Consider the following 24,442-nt stretch of genomic DNA (forward strand, 5'->3'; position numbering starts at 1 on the left):
TAACGCCGGCGGGGCAGCCGGCGCCGCGACGCAAGGGATGCTTCCGCTCACCTATTGGCGGTAAGCGGCGCCAAGGCAATCAGAGCACGTGTTGCCGTAGCATTCATGTTGCTCGTCAATCTCTTTGCCGCAGTGCAGACATTTTTTAGGCGGCAAGTTTCTGAAAAATTCTAACACTTTGGTCAACATTCCGATCCCCTCCGTTGTCTTGGTAATTCCATTGTATTATAACACATAACAAAATGTCAATAGGTGTTTTAAAACAAAAATCAACAAAGATGAAAAAATAGGCGCGGTTGTGTATGATGAAGACAAAACGAATGGAAGGAGAGAACAGAAAATGAAAGTGACGGTCATCGGCTATTGGGGAGGATTTCCTGCCGCCAATGAAGCGACATCGGCGTATTTGTTCGAGCATGACGGATTTCGCCTGCTCGTCGATTGCGGAAGCGGGGCGCTTGCCAAGCTGCAAAATTATACGGCTGTGGAAAACTTAGATGCGGTCGTCATCTCCCATTACCATTACGACCATATCGCCGACATCGGCCCGATCCAATACGCGCGTCTCATTCAGAAAAATTTGGGGGCTGACCTTCCCGTCTTGCCGATTTACGGCCATGCGGAAGACGAGGCGGCGTTTTCCCGCTTGACGCATAGCGGCATTACGGAAGGGAGGGCCTATGATCCGAATGGGACGCTGGCTGTTGGGCCGTTTTCGATCACATTTATGAAAACGGTTCATCCGGTGCCATGCTACGCGATGCGCATTACTGCTGGCGGCAAGACGGTTGTTTATACGGCCGATTCAAGCTACATACCGGAGTTTCTGTCGTTTGCCAAAGGAGCCGACTTGTTCATTTGCGAGTGCAACTTTTACGCTGGGCAAAACGCAGCGCCGGCCGGGCATATGACGAGCGAGGAGGCGGCGGCCATCGCGGAGGGAGCACGTGTCGGAGAATTATGGTTGACGCATTTGCCGCACGTTGGCCGGCACGAGCAGCTGGTTGAGGAGGCTGGCCGGACGTTCCGCGGCGTCATTCGCCTCGCCCGCACTGGCCTAACGTGGGCGCAATAGGCCAAAATAAGAGAGAGCAGCAAAGGAAACGCTTCCCCTTGCCCTTTGCTGTTCTTTTTTTTATAATGAATATAGTTCGAATTTTTTTACTTATAAAATGAATGGTCATTCATTCATTTTGGGGGAGGAGCTTATATGAACGTAACGACGCGGCTGGCGCAAATCGCTAAGCAGCTGCCGGACAAGGAAGCGTATGTGTTCATGAAAGAGCGGTGCACGTATCAACAATTGGACGAAGCCATTTCCCGATTTGCCGACGGGTTGGCGCGGCTTGGCGTTCGCCGAGGCGACCATATCGCCTTGTTGCTTGGCAACTCGCCGCAGTTTGTCATCGGCTTGTATGGGGCGTTGCGGCTTGGGGCGACCGTCATTCCGATCAATCCGATTTATACGCCGGAAGAAATCGCTTACATTTTGCATAACGGCGACGTCAAGGCGGTGATCGGCCTCGACTTGCTCGCCCCGTTGTTTGCGGAGGCGAAGAAGCGGCTTCCGTTGCTCGAGCATGCAATAGTTTGTGAAACGCCGGAAGGGAAGGAAAAAGCCATTTCCCTGTCGGAAGGAATGAAATCGTTTGCAGAAGTGTTAGCGGACGGCAGCCCGGATTTTACCGGCCCTGAACTGGATGATGACGATGTCGCCGTCATTTTGTACACATCGGGGACGACCGGCAAGCCGAAAGGGGCGATGCTCACTCATAAAAACATATACAGCAATGCTCAAGATACGGCCGATTATTTAGGCATCAACGAAAACGATCGCGTCATTGCCGCCTTGCCGATGTTTCATGTCTTTTGCTTGACCGTGGCGCTCAATGCCCCGCTGATGAACGGCGGAACGGTGCTCATCATGCCAAAGTTCAGCCCGTCGAAGTTGTTCCAGCTGGCCCGCGAGGAAAAAGCGACGATTTTTGCCGGCGTGCCGACCATGTACAACTTCCTTTACCAGCATGAGGGAGGAAGCGCAGACGATTTGCGAACGCTCCGCCTCTGCATCTCGGGCGGCGCTTCGATGCCGGTCGCCTTGCTTGAAAACTTTGAGAAAAAGTTCAATGTCATCATCTCGGAAGGGTACGGGCTCTCGGAGGCGTCCCCCGTCACCTGCTTCAATCCGCTCGACCGGCCGCGCAAACCCGGTTCGATTGGAACGAGCATCAAAAACGTTGAAAATAAGGTCGTCAACGAATACGGAGAAGAAGTGCCCGTCGGCGAAGTCGGCGAGCTTGTCGTTCGCGGGCCGAACGTCATGAAAGGGTACTACAAAATGCCCGAAGAGACAGCGGCGGCCTTGCGCGACGGCTGGCTGCACACCGGCGATTTGGCGCGCATGGACGAGGACGGCTATTTCTATATCGTCGACCGAAAGAAAGAGATGATTATCGTCGGCGGTTACAACGTGTATCCGCGCGAAGTCGAAGAAGTGCTGTACAGCCATCCGGATGTCGTTGAAGCCGCGGTGATCGGCGTGCCGGACCCGGATTACGGAGAGGCGGTGCGGGCGTATGTCGTCGCGAAAAATCGGGAGCTGACGGAAGTAGAGCTCATCGCTTACTGCCGTGAGCGGTTGGCAAAATATAAAGTGCCGAGCGCGATTGACTTTTTGGACGAGCTGCCGAAAAATGCGACAGGAAAAATTTTGCGAAGAGCGTTAAAAGAGCAGCTCGCGTCTTCCCATGCTTGATGGTGCTGAATTTTCAGCACCTTTTCTTTTTTTTGAATAGTATATTGAAAACAAGTAGATAAATTTATATAATTTAACACATAAAAGTTTAAAAGGACTAAACTTCTCTACATAGGGGGATGGGATCATGGGCCAATCGATTCGGCGGTTCGCCGCGGTGTGTGCAGCCGGCTTTTTATTGCTTGGCGGCTGCGGCGGAGCGAAAGAAACGGCAACAAACAGCGAGGGAAGCGGCGGACAAGGCGGGAAGGAAAAAACATACCATATCGGCGTGACGCAAATTGTCGAGCATCCGTCGCTCGATGCGGCGCGCAAGGGATTCCAGCAGGCGTTAAAAGACAAAGGGCTGTCCGTTGAGTATGACGTGCAAATCGCCCAAGGCGACCAAAGCAACAACCAAACGATCGCCAATAATTTTGTTTCGGACGGCGTCGACTTGATTTTCGCCAACTCAACGCCAAGCGCGCAGGCGGCGCTCAATGCGACAAAAGACATTCCAATCGTGTTCACTTCGGTGACCGACCCGGTCGGCGCCCAGCTCGTCCAATCGATGGAAAAGCCGGGCGGCAATGTGACGGGCACGACCGATACGCACCCGGAGGCGATTCCGAAAACGGTGCAGTTTATTGACAAATATATCAAAGGCAACCGTGTCGGCATGGTCTACAACGCCGGCGAACAAAACTCCGTCGCTCAAATCGAGCAGGTGAAAAAGGCGATGCAAGGAACCGATTTGCAAGTCGTTTCGGCGTCGGTATCGACCTCGGCTGAAGTGAAGCAGGCAACGGAATCGCTTGTCGGCAAAGTGGACTGCCTGTATATCATCACTGACAACACGGTGGTGTCCGCGTTGGAATCGGTCATTCAAGTGGCGAACGAGCATGACATTCCGCTGTTTGTCGGCGAGCTTGATTCTGTGAAGCGCGGCGGGTTTGCGGCGTATGGGTTCGACTATTATGACATCGGTTATGAAGCCGGGGAAATGGCGGCGCAAATTTTGCAGGACGGCAAAAAGCCGGCCGATCTGCCGGTTCAGTATCCGCAAAAATTGAAACTTGTCATCAACAAAAAAGCCGCGCAAGAAATGGGGATTGAGCTCAATCCGGAATGGGATTCGATCGCTGAGTATATTGAATAAACGGCCGTCCCTCCTTCATTGAAGGAGGGATTTGTCACCAACAGGGGGGGTAGGCATGTCGGCAGCGATGTTTGGTTCGGTGGAAGCGGGGTTGATTTATGCGGTGATGGCGCTTGGCGTCTATTTGTCATTCCGCGTGCTGGATTTTCCGGATTTAACGGTTGACGGCAGCTTTGTCACCGGCGCTTCGGTCGCCGCGGTGCTCATCACAGGCGGAGCGGATCCGTTTGCTGCGTCGGCTGCAGCGCTTGCGGCCGGCTTTGCCGCCGGGGCGCTGACCGGGCTTTTGCATACGAAAGGGAAAATCAATCCGCTTTTATCCGGCATTTTAATGATGATTGCTTTATATTCCATCAATTTGCGCATCATGGGAAAGTCGAATGTACCGCTGTTGCAGCAAGAAACGGTCATCACGAAAATCACTGCCGCCTGGCGGCAATCCGGATTGGATGAGACGCTCAACAAGCTGTTTTCTTTCACCGGGTTTGCGCCGCGGACGTGGGCGGTGCTCGTTTCGATGGCCGTCGTCGCGCTCGTGGTGAAATGGCTGCTCGATTGGCTGTTGAAAACGGAAGTCGGAATCGCGCTGCGGGCGACCGGGGACAACAAACCGATGGTGGCCAGTTTTTCCGCCAACACCGACTGGTTGATCGTCTTCGGACTCGGGCTGTCGAATGCGTTGGTCGCCTTGTCTGGGGCGCTTGTTGCCCAGTATGGCGGATTCAGCGACGTCGGCATGGGAATCGGGATGATCGTCATCGGACTTGCGTCTGTCATCATCGGAGAGGCGCTGTTTGGCGCCCGTTCGGTTGCGCGAGCGACATGGGCGGTGATTGGCGGCGCCATTGTGTATCGGCTCATTTTGGCGCTTGCGCTGCGGGTTGAGTTTTTGGAGACGGGCGATGTGAAATTGATTACCGCGCTCATTGTCATGCTGGCGCTCGTCGTGCCCAACACGTTGGCGGCGCAAAAAGAACGGCAGCGGAAAAAGCGGAGGGTGCGGCAGTTGGAGAGGGGGGAAACCGTTGCTGGAGCTGAAACGAATTACAAAAGTGTTTAACGAAGGAACGGCTGACGAGAAAATCGCTTTGCGCGGCATTGATCTGACGCTTGCCCCCGGCGATTTCGTCACCGTCATCGGCAGCAACGGCGCCGGCAAGTCTACGCTCATGAACATCATTTCCGGACGGCTGTCTCCTGATACCGGCGAAGTGTGGATCAACGGCTGCGATGTAACCGCGCTCAAGGAGCATGCGCGCGCCCGCTACATCGGCCGCGTCTTTCAAGACCCGATGGCCGGCACCGCCCCGCATATGACGATTGAGGAAAATTTGGCGCTCGCCTACAACCGGACGAAGCGGCGCACGTTAAGTCTTGGCGTCACGAAGCAAAAGCGCGAGTGGTTTCGGGAAACGCTGCGAACGCTTCATTTAGGGCTTGAAGACCGGCTCGCCGCCAAAGTCGGACTTCTTTCCGGCGGGGAGCGGCAGGCGCTTTCCTTGTTGATGGCGACGTTTACAAAACCGGATGTGCTGTTGCTCGATGAACATACCGCCGCCCTTGATCCGGCGCGGGCGGAGTTGGTCACGGAGTTGACGAAGCAAATTGTTGAGCAGCACCGCCTGACGACGCTCATGGTGACGCACAACATGGAGCAGGCGATTCGCCTTGGCAACCGGTTGATCATGATGGATGGCGGGCAAATCATTTTTGCCGCAGAAGGAAAGGAGAAAGAGGAGCTGACGGTCGAGCGGCTGCTTGAGGCATTCCAACGCATCCGCGGCAGCCAGTTTGCGAGCGACCGCGCCGTGCTCAGCTCATAAACGAAATGAGGTGTCCTTCTTTGGCTAGGGGACACCTCTTCTGTTCGGCCGGCCGGTCAGATATTTTGGGTTTCTCGCTGCGTCGCTTGTCGGTAGGCGGCTTGCAGCGCCTTCGTCACCGCCCCTGGCGCGCCGCTTCGGATCACCGTTTCGTCGACTTGAATAATCGGGATAATCGCTGACGTCGTGCTCGTTAAAAACAGTTCGTCCGCCTCCGCAAGGTCGTTGGTGGAAAACGCTTCTTCGACAAATGGAATGCCAAGCTCAGCGCAAAACTGCTTCACTTTCGTGCGGACGATGCCGTTTAAAATCCGTGCGGTGGCCGGATGGGTGTACACCGTTTCATTTTTGACAAGGAAAATGTTTGACGAGCTGCCTTCGGTTACGACGCCGTCGCGATGCAAAATCGCTTCAAACACTCCGCGCTCAACCGCTTCTTGTTTAGCCAATACGTTGGGCAATAAGTTCAAGCTTTTAATGTAACAGTATTCCCAGCGGACATCTTTCGTCAAAATCGTGCGCACCCCATGTGTCATTTCCTCGGTTTTCCGCGCCATCGGCTGGATGTAGGCGTACAAGTTCGGCCGGTTTTCCGCCGGAAACGCATGGTTGCGCGGGAAGCTGCCGCGCGTCATTTGCAAATACAAAATCGCATCTTCCTGCACATCGTTGAGGCGGCGAAGCTCCTCAAGCTGTTCGATGAGCTCTTCGCAGCCAAACGGAACGGATAGGCGAATGGCGGCCGCTGAACGGTACAGCCGGTCAAGATGCTCGCGAAGCCAAACGTATATCCCGTTATATAAGCGGACGACTTCGTAGACGCCATCACCGAATTGCAAGCCGCGCTCTTCCATCGGGTACGTGACTTGTTCATAACGGAAAATGCCGCGGTCGGTTAATACATACGGTTTCACTGACATGGACGTGCACTCCTTTTCTGTTGCCATCAATCATGAATCAGTTTGATTATATCATAGATTGGCCTCTTTCTGCGTTTGTCTCGTGTTTGGCGTGAGCGGAAACAATGAATGGACGTTCGGGTTGCGAAACGAAAGGAATTTTTAGATAATAAAGTTATCAATCTAGTCAAATGGAGGGGATAAATGGATGGAAACGACATGGGCAGCCGGCAAGATGGCGCCGTTTCGCCAAGGGGTGCAAGCAGGAGTAGCGATCGCCATCGGCTATATGCCGATCGCGCTGGCGTTTGGGCTGCTCGCCAAAACAACCGGACTGACGTTCGCCGAGACTGTGCTCATGAGCATCGTCGTCTTCGCCGGCGCCTCGCAATATATCGCGTTAAGTCTGCTTACCGCTGGCACTGGGGTGTTTGAAATCGTGTTGACGACATTCATATTAAACATTCGCCATTTTTTAATGTCGGCGTCCCTTAATGAAAAGGCTGAGCCGGACGCGCTTTGGAAAAAAGCGTTGTACGCCTTTGGCATTACAGATGAAACGTTTTCGGTGGCGGCGATGAAAGAAGGAACGATCAACGCCTCGTATATGTTTGGGCTCATTGCCATGGCGTATGGCAGTTGGGTTGTCAACTCGGGCATTGGTTATGCCGCTGGGGCCGGTTTGCCGGAAAGTTTGCAAGAAAGTATGTCCATTGCCTTGTATGCCATGTTTATCGGCCTGCTCGTTCCAGCGTTGAAAAAGCAGCGGAAAATCGTCTGGCTGGCGGGGCTGTCGGCTTTATTCAACTCGATCGGCACGTTTGCTCTTCACTTGTCGAAAGGCTGGTCGATCGTTTTGGCTACATTGTTGTCGGCCATCATCGTTCAATGGCTGACGAAGGAAGGGGGAAACGGCGGTGAATAGCACAATCGTATGGATGATCATCGGCATGGGGGTCGTGACGTATTTGCCGCGCCTGTTGCCGTTTGTGTTGCTCGGCGGCGTCGAGCTGCCGTCGTTTTGGCAAGGAGTGCTGAAAAATGTGCCGTATGCGGTGCTCGGGGCGCTCATTATTCCTGACGTTTTTTTCATCCAAGATGATTTTTGGTTCGGTGTCATCGGTTTTGCGGCGGCCGTCATCACAGCTTGGCTTGGGGCCAACGTCATGATCGTCGTGCTTGCGGCGGTTGCAGCGCTCAGCCTGTATTCGTTATTTGTTTAACTTCCCTCCGAAAGAAGTCTCCTACTTCTAAACGTGAAGGTGCGCCAGCACCAGTGAAAGTGGGAGATGAATTTCGGTTGGCGTTAGCCAACGAATAGGATAGAATATGGTTAGAACGGACACCTTCGGAACGAAGGGAAGCGTAAAGGGTTCTTGTGTGTGGCTTACCGTTCAGCGAACACACACAAGTCGCTTGAAGCCCCCACCTCTAAGCGAAGCGTAGGTGGTGGGTAGTTCACAAAGGGAAGCGGACATCGCTTCCTCTTTTCCTTTTGCGACAGGTATGCAAACTTGCTGCATGGTTATGACAATTCCTCCATAATCGCCTCGTATACCTCATCGACATGAAATCGAGATGTCCCCATGCCGATTTGTTTGACGACACGACCGTTGCGGCCAAGCAAGTAGGCGAGCGTCGTGTGTACGATCATGCCGTTGCCCGGGTCGCGGTATTGAAAGTGGAAGGCGTCCGCTACTTTTTTCGTGTCCGCTTCACTGCCGCGCAAAAATACCCAGCCTTGCCCGTCGCCGGTTACGCCAAACGTGCGGGCATATGTTTGCAGCTTTTCTTTCGTGTCGCGGGCCGGATCAATCGTGATGGTGATAAATTCGACATCCCGCCCAAATACACCAGCGCTTTCCAGCCGGTCGCGCAGTTTCGCCATTTGCATTGTCGTATTCGGACAAATATCCGGACAGTTTGTATAAATAAACTCAACGAGCCGCACTTTCGGCGGCAAGTCGCCGAACGCATACGGACGCCCCCAGGCAGTTTCCATTGTGACATCGTGGGGAAGGCGCGCGGCAGATGGCTTATAAACGGTAAAGTAAAAGATGCCGGCGCCGATTCCGAACAGTACGAGGCACGCTGCTATCGTATACCACTTTCTCATTCTCATCACTCCTCTATTCATGATCATACCAAAAGTACGGATAGGAAAACGGTGTTGTTTACGAACAGTTTGTGTCTATTTTCCTAATTCAAAAAAAGTTTCAAAAAAAGCTTGCATTTTTTTCTTTCTGTTATATAATAAAACCGTAAATAAAAATAATGTATTATAACAAAGAGATGGGGGAAGGAAAAATGGCGTCATTTGCTGAACGTGTCCGACAATTAGAGGAAAGCTGGAAAAATGAAGAGCGCTGGAAAGGGATCGTCCGCCCGTACAGCGCCGAAGATGTCATTAAACTGCGCGGCTCGATCGATATTGAGCATACGCTCGCTCGGCGCGGCGCAGAAAAACTATGGAAACTGCTCCATACCGAAGACTATGTCCACGCGCTTGGTGCGTTGACGGGGAATCAGGCCGTGCAACAAGTGAAAGCCGGGTTGAAAGCCATTTATTTAAGCGGATGGCAGGTGGCAGCCGACGCCAACCTCGCCGGGCAAATGTATCCGGACCAAAGCTTGTATCCGTCCAACAGTGTTCCGCACGTCGTCAAACGCATTAATCAGGCGTTGCAGCGCGCGGATCAAATTCAATATTTGGAAGGTAGTGGAGACATCGACTACTTTGTTCCGATCGTGGCTGATGCCGAGGCGGGGTTCGGCGGCCAGCTGAACGTGTTTGAGCTCATGAAAGCGATGATCGAAGCGGGAGCGGCCGGTGTCCATTTTGAAGACCAGCTGTCATCGGAGAAAAAATGCGGACATTTGGGCGGAAAGGTGCTTTTGCCGACGCAAACGGCGGTGCGCAACTTGATCGCGGCGCGGCTTGCCGCCGATGTCATGGGCGTCCCGACCGTGCTCATCGCCCGCACGGACGCCAATGCGGCCGACTTGATTACGAGCGACATTGATCCGCGCGATCAACAGTTTATTACCGGTGAACGGACGCCGGAAGGATTTTACCGCACGCGTGCAGGGCTCGATCAGGCGATCGCCCGTGGACTTGCCTATGCGCCGTACGCCGACCTTATTTGGTGCGAAACGAGCGAACCGAATTTGGAAGAAGCGCGCCGGTTTGCGGAAGCCATTCATGAAAAATTCCCTGGCAAGCTGCTGGCGTACAACTGCTCGCCGTCGTTCAACTGGAAGAAAAAATTGGACGACGAAACGATCGCCAAATTCCAGCAAGAGCTCGGCAAAATGGGGTACAAGTTCCAGTTCGTTACTCTGGCTGGATTCCACGCGCTCAACTACAGCATGTTTGAACTGGCGCGCGGCTACAAAGAACGCGGCATGGCTGCATACGCCGAACTGCAGCAAGCAGAATTTGCCGCCGAGAAGTACGGATACACGGCGACGCGCCATCAGCGCGAAGTCGGCACCGGCTATTTCGACGAAGTCGCCCAAGTCATCTCCGGCGGCCAATCGTCAACAGTCGCTTTGAAAGGATCGACGGAAGAGGAGCAGTTTACGACCGCTTGACGGCGGCTATTGCCGTATATCGACGGAAGCCCGGTTTGACCGGGCTTTTTTTGCGTATAAAAGGAAAAAGCTGGCGCACTCTATAGACGGAGGGAGGCGATGAAATGGAAAAGAAAAAAGATAGTCTGCCGGAGCTAATCCCTGCCGAATTCCGCGTCAGCACCGATCTCCATTTTGAACAATCGTGGATGAACGAGGAAACGTATGCAGGCGATTCGGTCGGCGAACATACGGCGCTCGAGCAAGCGAACGAGTATTTAGCAATGAAAGAAATCGGCCAGACGTTTGAAAACTCCTGACAATGCCCATGACGATCGTCATGGGATTTTTTGTGCAAAAAACCCGCTAACTTTTTTCAAAATATAGAAAAATATAACTATTAGTGGTATGATAGGAGTGGTGAGTTCGTTGAGAGGAGATGAGACGATGAAAGTAAATGAATTTATCATCCTAAACCATTTCGTCGTGAGCCGTTATACGATGGCGATTCTCCCTTATTTGTTGAACAATGACCTGTATGCAAAGGTCGTCGAGGAAGATGGCGAGTACATTGTCAAACAAACGCCCCTCGACATTATTAGACATAGCTGCGATTATTATGGCTGCAGCTTTCAAGGCAGAAAAGAGGGAACAAAGGCCGTGATCGGCATCACCCACAAAGCGCCGATCGCCATTGAACCGTCCAACGAAATTTACTTCTTTCCCACCGCTTCCCCGAAAGATTCCTGCTGTGTTTGGCTGTCGCATATGCATGTCTATCGGTATGAGCCTGCGAAATATGAGCGGACGGTTGTATACTTCCGCAACGGGAAAAGCGTTGTCCTCGATGTGTCCTGCAAATCTTTCATCAACCAATTGCACCGAACAGCCCAGCTGCGGACGAAACTGTCGGAGCGAATGGAGGCGAGAGAGCGCAAACTGCAATACATATATCGCATGCAGCAAGAAAAGCATGTGACGGAATAACCGCCATGATAAAAAAATGGGTTTTCACAAGCAAAAGTTCAAATTGCGCGGCCGAGCGTGTAAAATAAAAATATAAACGGCATTTGAATGGAGAAAGAACGATGAATATGGAAACTTTGAAACAATGGCTCACGCTCGACCACGTGCTTTCCTTGCTCGACCATTACCGTTCCTTCGGCATATTTCCCGGCATTGCGGCGACGCTGCTCGAGTCGTTTTTTCCGATTTTGCCGATGGTTGTGTTTGTGATGGCGAACGCAGCGGCATTCGGGTTGTGGAAAGGGTTTTTCATTTCTTGGATTGGCGCTTCGCTCGGCTCGCTCATCGTCTTTTGGCTGACGCGGAAGATCGGCCAGCAGCGTTTCTTTCATTTTGTCCGCCGCCATCCAAAAGTGCGCCAGTTTATGCACTGGATTGAACGGCACGGATTCGGGCCGCTGTTTTTGCTGTATTGCTTTCCTTTCACCCCGTCGGCGCTTGTCAATATCGTTGCCGGTCTGTCACGCATCAGCCGCCAGCAGTTTGTATTAGCGGTCTTGCTTGGAAAGATGATCATGATTTTTACGATCAGCTTTATCGGGTATGACTTGGTGGCGCTTGTCCGCCAGCCGTTGCGTACGGCGGCGATCGCTGTTGTTGTGCTGCTGCTTTGGTATGCGGGAAAACGAGTAGAGGCGAGATTTTCGTTGACGGAAAAACAACGCAGCGAGGAGGACGGGGAGTGACCAAACGGAAACAAGGAAAGAAGCGGGGACGCCGCTGGCCATGGCTCGCCGCTGTCGGGTTTGTCGCCATGCTCCGTTTTTTCGTTTTCAGCAATTATATGGTGGAAGGAAAGTCAATGATGCCGACGCTGCAAAGCGGCAATTTGCTGATCGTCAATAAGATCCGTTATGAAATTGCCCCGATTCATCGGTTTGATGTCGTCGTGTTTCACGCCAATCAAAAGGAAGATTACGTGAAACGGGTCATCGGGCTGCCGGGGGATCGGATCGAGTACAAAAACGATGTGCTGTATATTAACGGTCGACAGGTCGATGAACCGTATTTGCGGCCGTATAAGCAGCAACTCCTTAGCGGGAAGCTGACAGGCGATTTTACCCTTGAAGAGGTGACGGGAGAAAAGCGGGTGCCGGCCGGCTGCATTTTTGTCCTTGGCGACAATCGGCTCAGCAGTTGGGACAGCCGCCATTTCGGCTTCGTCAAAATCAGCCAAGTGGTCGGCAAGGTAGACCTCCGCTATTGGCCGTTTCGGGAGATTGCTTTCCATTTTTGAGAAAATGGCGCATCGAGGTGCGGCGGCGGTTTTGCCTAAGGGAGCGGTTGCTTTCAAGGAAGGCAGTTTTTTCTTTACCAAATACGAACATATGTGCTAAAATAGAAGAGATAAAGGAAACGAATGGTGGTGATCGCCGTGTCGCTTCGCTTTTTGCTTGGACGATCGGGAAGCGGGAAGACGGCTATGTGTCTTGCGGAAATCCGCCGCAAGCTGCAGGAAGATCCGAGAGGAAAGACGATTGTTTACCTCGTTCCGGAGCAGATGACGTTTCAATGTGAATACGCCTTAATCCATACCGAGGGAGCAGGAGGAATGATCCGCGCCCAAGTGTTCAGCTTCCCCCGCCTCGCCTGGCGCGTCTTGCAGGAGACGGGAGGCATGAACCGCTACCACGTCCACGATGTCGGCGTGCAAATGATGATTCGCAAAATTATTGAACAGCGGAAACAGGAGCTTAAACTGTTTGGCCGCGCGGCGGACAAAAGCGGTTTTGTCGAGCAGCTGCATGAGATGATCGCCGAATGCAAGCGGTATTGCTTAACGCCGGACGAGCTTCGCCGCCGTGTCGAGGAGCTGGAAAGCGGGCCGAGCCGGCCGGGACGGCGCCTGCTGGCCGATAAGCTCAGCGATGTCGCGCTCGTTTATGCAGAGCTCGAGCGGAGCTTAAGCGGCCATTACCTCGATTCGGAAGATTATTTGCGCCTGCTCGCCGAACAAATCCCCCGCTCCTGCTATTTGCGCGATGCCGATGTTTATATCGACGGATTCCATCATTTTGCCCCGCAAGAATACATAGTGATTGAGCAGCTTCTTCGTCATTGCCGGCGGGTCACCGTTTGCCTGACGGTCGACCGCCCGTATGATGGTGCGATGCCGGACGAGCTCGACTTGTTTTATCTGCCGGCGCAGACGTACCGCCAGTTGCGCGAGCTTGCCTTGGCCAACGATGTTTTGCTTGAAGAGCCGGTCGTGCTCGCGGAAAACCGACGTCATCAAAGCGGGGCGCTCGCCCATCTCGAGGCGCAGTTTCATCGCCGCCCGCTGCCGCCTTACGAAGCGGAAGACGGTGCGGTCTGCCTTTATGAGGCGGCCAACCGCCGCGCAGAACTGGAAGCGGTCGCCCGGGAAATCATCCGCCTTGTCCGCGACGAAGGGGCGCGCTATCGCGACATCGCGCTCGTCATCCGCCAAACGGAGGCGTACCGCGACCTTGTGAAGACGGTGTTTTTTGATTTTGGCATCCCGTATTTTATGGATGAAAAAGAGCCGATGCACCATCATCCGCTCATTGAACTTGTGCGCGCTGCTTTGGAAACCATTTCCACAAACTGGCGGTATGAGGCGGTGTTTCGCGCTGTGAAGACGGATTTGCTCTTTCCGTTGGACGGTGACTTGGTCATGTGGCGCGAGGCAGCCGACAAACTCGAAAACTATGTTCTTGCTTATGGGATGAAGGGGGACAAATGGACGAGCGGCGAGCGCTGGCCGTATCGGCGCTACCGGGCGCTTGACGGGTTGAATGTGCCGCAGACGGATGAAGAACGGCAATTTGAGGACAAGTTGAACGAATGGCGGGAGACGCTGGCCGCCCCGCTCCGCCGCCTTGAGCGCCGTTTGCGCCGGGCTAAGGACGGGCGCGGGTATTGCACGGCGCTATATCTCTTGTTAGAAGAATTGCAGATTCCGAAAAAGCTGGAACAAATGAGCGCGCAGGCGGAAGCGGAAGGCCGCCTCGTGGAAGCGCGCCAGCATGAGCAGGTGTGGAACGCGGTCATCGATTTGCTTGACCAATACGTTGAAATGCTCGGAGCGGAACCGTTGTCGTTAGCCGAATTTGCCAAAATTATCGAGGCCGGGCTTGACCGGCTTGAGTTCTCCCTTGTGCCGCCGGCCATCGATCAAGTGATCGTCGCCCAGCTCGACCGTTCGCGCCTCATCGGCGTGAAGTATGCGTTTGTCATTGGCGCCAACGATGGCGTCATTCCGGCCAGGGCGAAAGAGGATGGGCTTATGGCGGAAATCGAACGGGAGCAGCTGCGCGAACTCGGTGTGGCGCTTGCGCCGGGGAGCCGGGAACAGCTGTTTTACGATCCGTTTTTTATCTACCTGGCGCTTGCCTGTCCAAGCGAACGGCTGTATGTTACATACCCGCTGGCCGATGGCGAAGGGAAAGCGCTCATGCCATCGCCGCTGATTAAACAATTGTCGGAGCTGTTCCCGAAGGTGAAGGTGCGCTTGTGCGGCAACGATCCGTTCGATGCCCCGGAAGAGAAGGCGGAGGCGTTTGTGACAGCGCCGCAGGCGACACAAACGTATTTGGTCAGCCAGCTGCGCGCATGGAAGCGAAACTATGGCATCGATCCGCTTTGGTGGGATGTGTACAACGTGTTCATCGCCCGCCCGGAATGGAACGAGAGGGTGCAAAAGGCGGTGTCGGCGCTGTTTTATACAAACAAAGCTGCGCCGTTGAAAAAACAATGGAGCCGGCGGTTGTACGGAAAAAAAATTCAGGCGAGCGTCTCGCGCATGGAGCAGTTTCAAAAATGCCCGTACGCCCATTTTATTTCACACGGGCTGCGCTTAAAGGAGCGAAGCATTTTCCGCCTCGAGGCGCCGGATGTCGGCCAGTTGTTCCATGCGGCCATTAAACAAATCGCCGACCGGCTGCGCGAACAGCACGTTGATTGGCGCGAACTGTCCCAACCGGATTGCGAGCGTCTGTCGGATGAAGCGGTCGAACGGCTTGCCCCCCTCATTCAACAGCAAGTGCTGTCCAGCTCGTCTCGCTATGAATATATGAAACGGAAATTAAAACACGTTGTCGCCCGCACGACCCACGTGTTGAGCGAGCATGCGCGGGCGAGCGGCTTTGTTCCGATCGGGCTCGAGCTGGCGTTTGGACCGGGCGGCGACTTGCCGCCGCTTCGCTTTCAACTTCGCGACGGGACGGTTATGGAGCTTGTCGGGCGAATCGACCGCGTTGACAAGGCAGAAAGCAGCGAAGGAGTATTTCTTCGCATCATCGATTACAAATCGAGCGCCAAAACGCTTGATTTGACGGAAGTGTATTACGGTTTGGCGTTGCAAATGCTTACCTATTTGGACATTGTGCTCACGTATGCTGAGCAACTTGTCAAACAGCCGGCACTGCCGGCCGGGGTGCTCTATTTCCATGTCCATAATCCGATTGTGAAGGCGAAGCAGTGGCTTGACGATGAAGCGGAGATGGCGAAACAACTTCTTGAGCCGTTTCGGATGCGCGGTCTGCTGCTTGCCGATGTGGAGGCAATCCGGCTGATGGACAGTCAATTGGAAAAAGGGCAGCGGTCGCTGATTGTGCCGGTCAGGCTGACGAGCAGCGGGGCGATTCATTCGCAGTCTTCGGTCGCGAGCGCTTCTGATTTTGATGCGCTTCGCCAGCACGTCCGCCGTCTGTTTGCCGATATTGGCGGACAAATCGCTGACGGCATTGTATCGATTGCCCCGTACAAGCTGAAAAGCAAAACAGCGTGCGACTTTTGCGCCTTTAAGTCCATATGCCAATTTGACGAGGCGCTGTCCGGCAACGAATTCCGAAAGCTTGCCCCACAGACGGGGGAAGACGTGATGAAGAATATAACGAAAGGGAGGGGAGAATCTTGAGCGTTGCGTTTCGCCCGAAGCCGGCCGGAAGCCGGTGGACGGATGAACAGTGGAAAGCCATCGTGGCCGGCGGCCGGGACGTTCTCGTCGCTGCGGCGGCCGGGTCTGGAAAAACGGCCGTTCTTGTTGAGCGAATCATCCAAAAAGTAACGGCGGAAGACGAGGCGACCGATATTGACCGCCTTCTTGTCGTCACGTTTACGAACGCTGCGGCGGCTGAGATGAAAGCGAGGATCGGCGAGGCGCTCGAGCGCGAACTCGCCAAGCGGCCGCATTCGCTCCATTTGCGGCGCCAGCTCAGCCTGCTCAACCGCGCCTCGATTTCGACGCTCCATTCGTTTTGCTTAGATGTCATCCGCAAATATTATTATTTGCTCGATCTGGATCCGTCGTTTCGCATCGCTGATGAGACAGAAATCGAACTGCTGAAAGAGGACGTCCTTGAGGAGCTGCTTGAGGAGGAATATGGAAAGGCGGATAACGAGCGCTTTTTTGCCGTCATTGATGCTTACACCGGAGACCGGAGCGATGCCGAGCTGCAAGACATGATTTTCGCGTTGCATGACTTCTCCCGCTCCCACCCCGCTCCCGATGAATGGCTGAAAGGCCTTGTATCCATGTATGAGGTCGATGAACAGACGCCGCCCGAGTCGCTTTTGCCATCGCGCTATATCAACCAACATGCGGCGATGGAGCTGGCAGCGGCCAAACGGCTCATCGAAAGGGCGTTGCGTCTTGCGCAGGAACCGGGCGGGCCGCGGCCGTATGAGAAACGGCTGCGCGAGGATGCCGCCGTTGTCGCTGAACTTGAAAGATGGCGGTCGCAATCGTGGGAAGGACTGTATCGTGCTTTGCAGTCGCTGGCGTTCGGCCGGCTTCCGGGCTGTCGCGGCGATGGCTATGACAAGTGGCTCGTCGATGAGGCGAAATCGCTTCGCGACCAGGCGAAGAAGAAACTGGAAGCGCTGCGCGACAACATATTTTCGCTGCCCCCGTCTGTCTGGATCCGCCATATGCGGGAGATGAAGCCGGCGGTTGAGACGATCGTTGCGCTTGTCCGCCGTTTTTCCGCTAGGTTTCAAGCCGTGAAACGTGAAAAAGGGATCGTCGACTTTTCTGATTTGGAACATTATTGTCTGCATGTTTTGCGGCAGCGCGACCCGAAAACGGGCGAATGGCAGCCATCGGCGGCCGCTTTGGAGTACCAAGCGCAGTTTGATGAAGTGCTTGTCGATGAGTATCAAGATACGAACCTTGTGCAAGAAGCGATTTTGCAGCTCGTCAAAAAAGGAAGCGAGCGGACTGGCAACTTATTTATGGTCGGCGATGTCAAGCAGTCGATTTATCGTTTTCGCCTCGCCGAGCCGATGCTGTTTTTGGACAAATACAAACGGTTTGCCGCTGATGGGGCCGCAGGGGGAATGAGAATTGATTTGGCGCGCAATTTCCGCAGCCGCGCCGAGGTGCTGGACGGCACGAACTTCCTTTTTGCACAAATCATGGGGGAAACCGTTGGGGAGATGGCGTACGATGAAGCAGCCCAGCTTAAGTATGGCGCCGATTATCCGGATGGGGCGGATACTGTTCCGGAAGTGATGATCATCAACCGGCAGCGCGCGGCGGAAGAAGAGGACGAAGAGGCAGCGGAGCTTGAGGGCTCCGAGCTGGAGGCGCGCCTAATGGCCGAGAAAATCAAAGAAATCGTGTCGCGGCCATTTTATGTGCATGACCGCTCAAGCGGGCAACCGCGGCGTGCCATGTACCGAGACATCGTTGTGCTCGTCCGTTCGATGACGAACGCCCCGCAAATGATCGAGCAGCTGCAGGCGCACGGCATTCCGGCGGCTGCCGATTTATCGTCCGGCTACTTTCAGGCGACGGAAGTTTCGGTGATGCTGTCGCTTCTGAAAGTCATTGACAACCCGCACCAAGACATTCCGCTCGCCGCTGTGCTCCGCTCGCCGCTGTTTCGCTTTGATGAAAACGAGCTGGCCATGATCCGCCTCGCCGATCCAAAAGGAACGTTTTATGAGGCGCTTCAGTTGTTCCGGCAAAAGCCGGCGGAAACGGATGAGGAGGAGGCCGCCAAGAAAAAAGCGGCCGCGTTTTTGGAGCAGCTCGGGCGCTGGCGCACGATGGCCCGCCGCCGCTCGTTGGCCGACCTCATCTGGCAGCTGTATCGCGATACACAATTTTACGATTTTGTCGGCGCGCTGCCGGGTGGAAAGCAACGGCAGGCCAATTTGCGTGCCTTGTATGATCGCGCCCGCCAATACGAATCGACGGCCTTTCGCGGGCTGTTCCGCTTTCTCCGCTTTATTGAGCGGCTGCAGGAGCGCGGCGATGATTTAGGAGCAGCCCGGCCGCTTGGTGAGCAGGAAGATGTCGTGCGGGTGATGACGATCCATAGCAGCAAAGGGCTCGAGTTTCCGGTCGTCTTTCTGGCCGGACTCGCCCGCCCGTTTTATACGCGGGATTTGCATCATCCGTACTTGTTGGATAAAGAGCTCGGCTTTGGCGCCCGTTTTGTCCACCCACAGCTGCGCATCAGCTATCCAACGCTGCCATTGCTGGCGATCCAAGTGAAAAAGCGGCTTGAGCTGCTCGCCGAGGAAATGCGCATTTTGTACGTTGCGCTGACAAGAGCGAAAGAGAAGCTTTATTTGCTCGCCGCGGTCAACGATGCCGATAAGGAGATCGAAAAATGGAAAGGCGTTGCGGGAGAACGCGAATGGCTGCTTCCCGACGATGTGCGAGCATCGGCCCGTTCCTATTTAGACTGGATCGGCCGGGCGCTCATTCGCCACCGCGACGGGTGCATTTTAGCGGGAGAGAAGGCGCCGGATGAAATCGCCTCCCATCCGTCCGTATGGCGCATTGCCATTGTGCCCGCGGCCGAGCTGCGCAGCGGCGAGGCGGCTGCCGACCAGGCGGACGAGAGCGTGCTCGCTGCGCTTGAACATGGCCGCCCGGTTCCGGCTGGCGGCGGCTGGAAAGAGGAAGCAGAGCGGCGTTTGTTATGGCGGTATCGCTATGAAAAAGGGACGATTGTGCGCGCCAAACAGTCGGTGTCGGAGCTGAAAGAGCAACGGGTGCTGTTTGGCGAGCTGGCGAGTGAATGGCCGCTGCGCCAAGGAACAGCGCCGATTTTCTCGCGGCCGCGCTTTATGCAGGAAAAAACGTTGACGCCGATGGAAAAAGGAACCGCGCTTCATATCGTCATGCGCCATCTCGACTTGCGTGCGCCGGTCAGTGAAGCGTCCATCCGTGAGCAAATGGGTCGGCTCATCGAAAAAGAGCTGTTGTCGGCCGAGCAAGCCGAAGCGGTCGATGCGGCCGCGATCGCCGCCTTTTTCGCTACGGATATCGGCCGCCGCCTTTGCGCCGCCCGCGAGGTGCACCGGGAAGTGCCATTCAGTCTAGGGCTTCCGGCTTCCCATCTTTACGGGCATGACGGGATGGAAGACGACCGCCGGGTGCTTGTCCAAGGGGTGATTGACTGTGTGTTTGCGGATGAGCGCGGTTATGTGATGATCGACTATAAAACGGATGAGGTGACCGGCCGTTTTGCCGGCCAGAAAGAGGAGGCCGCCCGCTTTTTGCTCGGCCGCTACGGAACGCAAATGCGCCTGTATCGGCAAGCGATTGAGCAAATTTGGCGCGTGCCGGTAGCGGAGTGCTATTTGTATTCGTTTGACGGCCAATACATTATCGCGGTGGAATGACGCGGAGGGGGAAAGACCATGCGCATTTTGCATACGGCAGACTGGCATCTCGGGCGGACGCTTGAAGGCCGAAGCCGGTTGGCGGAGCAAGAGGCGTTTATCGACGAACTTGTCGAGATTGTAGCAAAAGAACAAATCGATGTCGTCTTGATGGCTGGCGATGTGTTCGATTCCGTCAATCCGCCGGCGGCGGCGGAGCAGCTGTTTTACGAGAGTTTGGCCCGACTGTCCGATAAAGGCCGGCGTCCGGTTGCGGTCATCAGCGGCAACCATGACCATCCGGACCGCATCAGCGCCGCCCGGCCGCTGCTTTCCGACTACAACATTTTCCTTTTTGGCCGCCCACAGGCGGAAGTTTGCCGAATTGACGTTCCGTCGTGCGGCGAGGCGATGATGCTTGCGCCGTTGGCGTACCCGTCTGAATCGCGGCTCGCTGAGCTATTGTCATCCGACCATAAGGAAACCGCGCTTCGCGATCGGTACGACGACCGCATCCGGGCGTTGTTCGCTGCGATGGCCGCCTCATTTGCCGATGAAACTGTCAATGTTGTGATGAGCCATCTATACGTGGCTGGCGGCCATACGTCCGATTCCGAGCGGCCGATTGAGGTGGGCGGCGCCTATACGGTGGCGGCTGCCAGTTTGCCCGGGGCGGCGCAATACGTGGCGCTCGGTCATTTGCACCGCCCGCAGGACGTCAGACGGGCGGAGACGGCGGCGCGCTACGCCGGTTCACCGCTTGCTTACAGCTTTTCCGAAGCTGGGCACACCAAGTCGGTGACGGTTGTCGACGTCCAGCCGGGCGGAAAGGCCAACGTGACGGAGATTCCGCTTGTTTCCGGCAAACCGCTTGTCCGTTGGAAGGCGACGGACGGACTTACCCAAGTGTATCGTTGGTGCGAGGAAGGAAGAGACCGGTCGTGCTGGATCGATTTAGAGGTCCATGTAAACGAGCCGTTGACAATGGAAGAGATTCAACGGCTGCGCAAGCTTCATCAAGGGTTTATCCATATCCGCCCGGTGTTTCCGGAACGGGAGCGGGAGGCGGCGGCTGAAACAGACCGCAAACCGCTTTCCCTTGTGGAAATGTTCCGGCGTTTTTACGAACGTCAAACCGGCGGACAAACACCGGATGAAGAGCTCGTGCGCCTTTTTTTGGAATTGGCGGCCGAGGAGAAGGAAGGGGAAGGAGAAGAGGAATGAAGCCAATTTCCTTGACGATCGCCGGGCTTCATAGCTTTCGTGAAAAACAAACGATCGATTTTACGGCCCTTTGCGACGGCGGCGTATTCGGCATTTTTGGACCGACCGGAAGCGGCAAATCGACGATTTTGGATGCCATCACGCTCGCGCTGTTCGGAAGTGTCGGACGGGCGGCCAATCGGACACAAGCGATCATCAACCACGCTGAAAAGGAACTGTTCGTTTCCTTTACGTTCGAATTGGAAAATGCCGCTGGGGCAAAACGGTACACGGTGGAACGCAGTTTGAAAAGGGCGGATGAATGGCGGACGCGGAGCGCCGTCTGCCGGTTGATCGAACATCAGGCCGAGCCGGTCGTGCTCGCGGACAAGCTCTCTGATGTAGACAAGGCGGTCGTACAGCTGCTTGGTTTGACTATGGAAGATTTTACCCGCGCTGTCGTTTTGCCGCAAGGGAAGTTTGCCGAGTTTTTATCCCTCAAAGGGGCGGAGCGCCGGCAAATGCTGCAGCGCCTGTTCCATCTTGAACGATACGGTGACGAGTTGAATAAAAAGTTAAAAGAGCGGCTCGCCGCCGCGGAGCAGGAATGGCAAAAAATCGAAGCGGAAAAAGCGGGGCTCGGCGATGCTTCGAAAGCGGCGCTTGAGCAGGCAGAAGCCGAGGAGCGGGAGCTTGCGGCGCTGTTTGCCAAGCGCAAAAAAGAGCTTGAGAAAATCGAGGCAGACGTCGAACGGGCGAGGCAGCTTCGGGCGTGGCAGCAGGAAAAAGAAGCGGTTGAAGCGGAATTATCGGCATTGCGCCGGCGGGAGCCCGAAGTGCGGGCGCTTGAAGCGAAAAAAGGGCGGGCCGAGCAGGCGGAGCGCATTTGGCCGTACTGGGAGCAGTACGAACAGATGCGCCTCCTGCAGGCCGCGGCGTTGCAGCGGCAGGAGGCGGCGTTGCGACAGTTGGAGGCGGCCAAAGCCCACTATGAGGATGCCGTGCGCCGCTATGAGCAGGCGCGGCAGGAAAAAGCGCGGCGCGAGCCGGAGCTGTTGGTGCAAATGGAGCGGCTGCGGCAGGCGGAGCAGCTCGAACGGCAAATGGAAACACTCAAGGCGGAGCTCGCCGCCCTCCATGAGGAGTGGAACCGCTTGGCGGACCGGGAAAAAGCGGTGCAGCGTCAGTTCGAGGAAGCGGAGGCCTGGTACGCGCGCGGCTTGGCGCGCCAACAGGAGCTGAAAGAAGAGTTGCAGCGGCATGCCGCTGCGCTCGCTGGCAAAGACGAAATAGAGCGCGCCTGCGAAGAGAAGCGGCGCATTGAGCAAACGGCGTCCGCTCTCGCCCGCGTCGATGTGCAGCTCCAGCAAAAGGAAGCTGCCTGGCGCCAAGCCGAACGAGAGCGGGCTGAGCGGGAGCGCCGCGCCGCCGCTGCCGGCGCCCGCCTTCATCAACTGTTTCAGCTTGTTGAACAAACGCACCATTCCGTCTGCAGCCGGCAACAAGATATCGAAAAGCGGCTGCATGTTTTGCGGCGACAGATCGAGGTGGAGCAGCAACGGATCGAAGAGGCGCAGACGGCCGAACTGGCAGCGGTTCTGGCTGAGCGGCTCCGTCCCGGTGAACCGTGCCCGGTGTGCGGCTCGCGTGAGCACCCGCATCCGTCCGCCAGGCCGCAGACGGTAGCCTCTGGTCGGTTGTCTGAGCTCGAGCAAGAGCGGCAGCGTTGCGAACAAGATTTGCAGACACTGTTCTCATTCAAGGCGCAGCTTGAGCAGCTTGCCGCGCTGGCGGCCAGCCACGGGACACCCCCTGTTCAGGCGGCTGTCCGCCCGGCAGGCGAAACCGTCGATATGGCCGTTGAAGTCCGGGCGCTCGGGCAGGATGTCATTGAACGAAAGGAAGCGGTTTACCGGGCGTTGTCGCAGTGGAATGAGGCGGAAGCGGCGCGGCTTGAAGCGGAAAACGCCTGCCGATGGGCGGCAGCGGATATCGAAGCGCTGCAAGCAGAGAAACAGCGCCTTGAAGAGGAGAAACAGCAGCTTGAACGGCAGTGGCGCGAGGCGCATCCTTCCTTTTCACTGGAAACGATCGCGGTGGTTTACGAGCAGCTGCGCGAACAAGAGAAAATGTGGCGTGATGTACAAAAACGGCTTGAAGACAGCGTTCCATTTTTAGAAGAAAAACAAAGAGCAAAAGAACAGGCGGCTGAGGAGCGTCGCCAGCTTGAAGCGGAGCGGGTGCGCCTCGAATCGCTTATGAGCGCCAAACAGGAGCTGTGGAAAGAATATGAGAGGCAACGGCGCGAGAAGGCCGGACCTGGCCCGGCAGGTGTGCAGCTTCGGGAAGCGGAAGCCGAATGGCGCCGGCTGCAAAACGGCGAACAGCAGGCGTACGATGAATGGCAGCGCGCCCAACAGCAATACCAGGCGACAGAAAGTGAGGCGAAGGCAGCGAAGCAGGCGTGCGAGGAAGCGGCCCGCCGCGAGGAAGAAGCGCTCGCTCGCTGGCGCCGCGCCTTGGCCGGCACTGTGTTCGCTGATGCTGAAGAAGTGCGAATGTCGAGGGCGGCAAAAGCGCAATGTGATGAATGGGACGAAGCCATCCGCCTTTACTGGCGCCAGGTCGAGCAGGCTGAGCACCGCCGCGCCCAGCTGGCGGCTGTCATCGGCGAAGAAGCGGTGAGCGCTGAACAATGGGAGATGATGCAGCAAGTATACAACGAGTTGAAAGCGCACACCGAGATGATGACCGAGCAGCTTGGCGCGGTGCGCGGAAAAGTGGCGGAGCTGAGAAAAAAACATGTCCGTTTTGTTGAATTGGAGGCGAGGCAGGCAACTCTCGGCCGCCAAATTGAGCGGTACAAACAGCTGCAAACGTTGCTTCGCGGCAACAGTTTTGTCGAATTTATGGCGGAAGAGCAACTCGAACAGGTGACCATCATGGCGTCTGAGCGGCTGCAGCAGTTGACGCGCCATCGCTATGCGCTTGAGCTCGATTCGCAAGGCGGGTTTTTGATTCGCGATGATGCCAACGGGGGGGTGCGGCGGCCGGTGTCGACGCTGTCCGGCGGGGAAACGTTTTTGACATCGCTGTCGTTGGCGCTGGCGCTGTCGGCGCAAATTCAGTTGCGCGGTGAATATCCGCTCCGGTTTTTCTTTTTGGACGAGGGGTTTGGCACATTGGATGCCGAGCTGCTCGATACGGTCGTTTCTGCTTTGGAAAAGTTGCATACGCAGCAGCTGGCTGTCGGCGTCATCAGCCATGTCCAAGAGATTCGCAACCGGCTGCCGCGCCGTCTCATTGTCGAGCCGGCGGAGCCGTCCGGCCGCGGCACGCGCGTCCGGCTTGAATGGATGTAACCCGTCTGTCGGGAGCAGTGCTTGGCGGATGCGTTGCCAGCGGCCGCTGCGCCGGCTGGTTAGTCCGGCCCACTGGA

19 protein-coding genes are annotated in these 24,442 nt (G+C 55.7%); 16 read left to right on the forward strand and 3 right to left on the reverse strand.

All coding sequences use genetic code 11. The features are described 5' to 3' along the window. Window positions 1–51: 51 nt before the first annotated feature. The gene (gene yhfH / locus DI44_RS17770; protein WP_074044590.1) at window positions 52–189 is read right to left on the reverse strand and encodes a protein YhfH; all 138 of its coding nucleotides are present in this window, start codon (window positions 187–189) and stop codon (window positions 52–54) included. Between the two features lie 151 nt (window positions 190–340). Between yhfH and DI44_RS12885 the strand changes: the two genes are divergently transcribed. From DI44_RS12885 to DI44_RS12865, 5 genes are all read left to right on the forward strand, one after another. Continuing rightward, entirely contained in the window at window positions 341–1,075 is a 735-nt protein-coding gene (locus DI44_RS12885) for an MBL fold metallo-hydrolase (protein WP_033024804.1), read from the forward strand. Between the two features lie 135 nt (window positions 1,076–1,210). Next, the gene (locus DI44_RS12880) at window positions 1,211–2,755 is read left to right on the forward strand and encodes a fatty acid--CoA ligase family protein (protein ID WP_033024805.1); all 1,545 of its coding nucleotides are present in this window, start codon (window positions 1,211–1,213) and stop codon (window positions 2,753–2,755) included. Window positions 2,756–2,882: 127 nt separating this feature from the next. Next, window positions 2,883–3,893 (forward strand): ABC transporter substrate-binding protein, encoded by a 1,011-nt coding sequence (locus DI44_RS12875; RefSeq protein WP_033024806.1) that lies wholly within the window; start codon window positions 2,883–2,885, stop codon window positions 3,891–3,893. A 55-nt stretch (window positions 3,894–3,948) separates the two neighbouring features. After that, entirely contained in the window at window positions 3,949–4,953 is a 1,005-nt protein-coding gene (locus DI44_RS12870) for an ABC transporter permease (RefSeq protein ID WP_033024807.1), read from the forward strand. Then, complete coding sequence (locus tag DI44_RS12865) at window positions 4,919–5,716, forward strand: ABC transporter ATP-binding protein (protein ID WP_011230174.1); 798 nt, start codon at window positions 4,919–4,921, stop codon at window positions 5,714–5,716. The genes DI44_RS12870 and DI44_RS12865 overlap by 35 nt, the downstream gene beginning before the upstream one ends. Before the next feature lie 56 nt (window positions 5,717–5,772). On the opposite strand, the gene dat is transcribed toward DI44_RS12865, so the two are convergent. Continuing rightward, window positions 5,773–6,636, reverse strand: coding sequence for a D-amino-acid transaminase (dat, locus tag DI44_RS12860; RefSeq protein WP_033024808.1), 864 nt, complete (start codon window positions 6,634–6,636; stop codon window positions 5,773–5,775). A 187-nt stretch (window positions 6,637–6,823) separates the two neighbouring features. On the opposite strand from dat, the gene DI44_RS12855 reads away from it, so the two are divergent. Both DI44_RS12855 and DI44_RS12850 read left to right on the forward strand, forming a co-directional pair. Then, entirely contained in the window at window positions 6,824–7,540 is a 717-nt protein-coding gene (locus DI44_RS12855) for an AzlC family ABC transporter permease (RefSeq protein ID WP_014195014.1), read from the forward strand. Then, the gene (locus DI44_RS12850; protein ID WP_011230177.1) at window positions 7,533–7,838 is read left to right on the forward strand and encodes an AzlD domain-containing protein; all 306 of its coding nucleotides are present in this window, start codon (window positions 7,533–7,535) and stop codon (window positions 7,836–7,838) included. The genes DI44_RS12855 and DI44_RS12850 overlap by 8 nt, the downstream gene beginning before the upstream one ends. Window positions 7,839–8,140: 302 nt before the next feature. Here the strand turns inward: DI44_RS12850 and DI44_RS12845 are convergent, their stop codons facing one another. Further along, window positions 8,141–8,731, reverse strand: coding sequence for an SCO family protein (locus DI44_RS12845; protein WP_033024809.1), 591 nt, complete (start codon window positions 8,729–8,731; stop codon window positions 8,141–8,143). Between the two features lie 191 nt (window positions 8,732–8,922). Between DI44_RS12845 and aceA the strand changes: the two genes are divergently transcribed. The 9 genes from aceA (at window position 8,923) to DI44_RS12800 (ending at window position 24,365) form a co-directional block, all read left to right on the forward strand. After that, on the forward strand, window positions 8,923–10,209 hold the full coding sequence (gene aceA / locus DI44_RS12840) for an isocitrate lyase (RefSeq protein WP_033011624.1): 1,287 nt from the start codon (window positions 8,923–8,925) through the stop codon (window positions 10,207–10,209). Window positions 10,210–10,313: 104 nt separating this feature from the next. Beyond that, window positions 10,314–10,508, forward strand: coding sequence for a hypothetical protein (locus tag DI44_RS12835; RefSeq protein ID WP_033011626.1), 195 nt, complete (start codon window positions 10,314–10,316; stop codon window positions 10,506–10,508). Between the two features lie 127 nt (window positions 10,509–10,635). Then, window positions 10,636–11,175: a competence protein ComK gene (locus tag DI44_RS12830; RefSeq protein ID WP_033011628.1), complete on the forward strand. Its 540-nt coding sequence runs from the start codon at window positions 10,636–10,638 to the stop codon at window positions 11,173–11,175. Between the two features lie 101 nt (window positions 11,176–11,276). Continuing rightward, window positions 11,277–11,900 (forward strand): TVP38/TMEM64 family protein, encoded by a 624-nt coding sequence (locus DI44_RS12825; protein ID WP_033011630.1) that lies wholly within the window; start codon window positions 11,277–11,279, stop codon window positions 11,898–11,900. Beyond that, window positions 11,897–12,451 (forward strand): signal peptidase I, encoded by a 555-nt coding sequence (gene lepB / locus DI44_RS12820; RefSeq protein ID WP_033024810.1) that lies wholly within the window; start codon window positions 11,897–11,899, stop codon window positions 12,449–12,451. The genes DI44_RS12825 and lepB overlap by 4 nt, the downstream gene beginning before the upstream one ends. Before the next feature lie 138 nt (window positions 12,452–12,589). Next, entirely contained in the window at window positions 12,590–16,096 is a 3,507-nt protein-coding gene (gene addB, locus DI44_RS12815) for a helicase-exonuclease AddAB subunit AddB (protein WP_346771093.1), read from the forward strand. Beyond that, window positions 16,093–19,821 (forward strand): helicase-exonuclease AddAB subunit AddA, encoded by a 3,729-nt coding sequence (gene addA, locus DI44_RS12810; protein WP_033011636.1) that lies wholly within the window; start codon window positions 16,093–16,095, stop codon window positions 19,819–19,821. The genes addB and addA overlap by 4 nt, the downstream gene beginning before the upstream one ends. Before the next feature lie 18 nt (window positions 19,822–19,839). Continuing rightward, a complete protein-coding gene (locus DI44_RS12805) occupies window positions 19,840–21,024 on the forward strand; it encodes an exonuclease SbcCD subunit D (RefSeq protein WP_033024812.1) in 1,185 nt (394 codons plus the stop codon). After that, on the forward strand, window positions 21,021–24,365 hold the full coding sequence (locus DI44_RS12800; protein ID WP_033024813.1) for an SMC family ATPase: 3,345 nt from the start codon (window positions 21,021–21,023) through the stop codon (window positions 24,363–24,365). The genes DI44_RS12805 and DI44_RS12800 overlap by 4 nt, the downstream gene beginning before the upstream one ends. The last annotated feature ends 77 nt before the right edge of the window (window positions 24,366–24,442 follow it).

The organism is Geobacillus sp. CAMR5420 (genome assembly GCF_000691465.1).
Lineage (GTDB): Bacteria > Bacillota > Bacilli > Bacillales > Anoxybacillaceae > Geobacillus > Geobacillus thermoleovorans.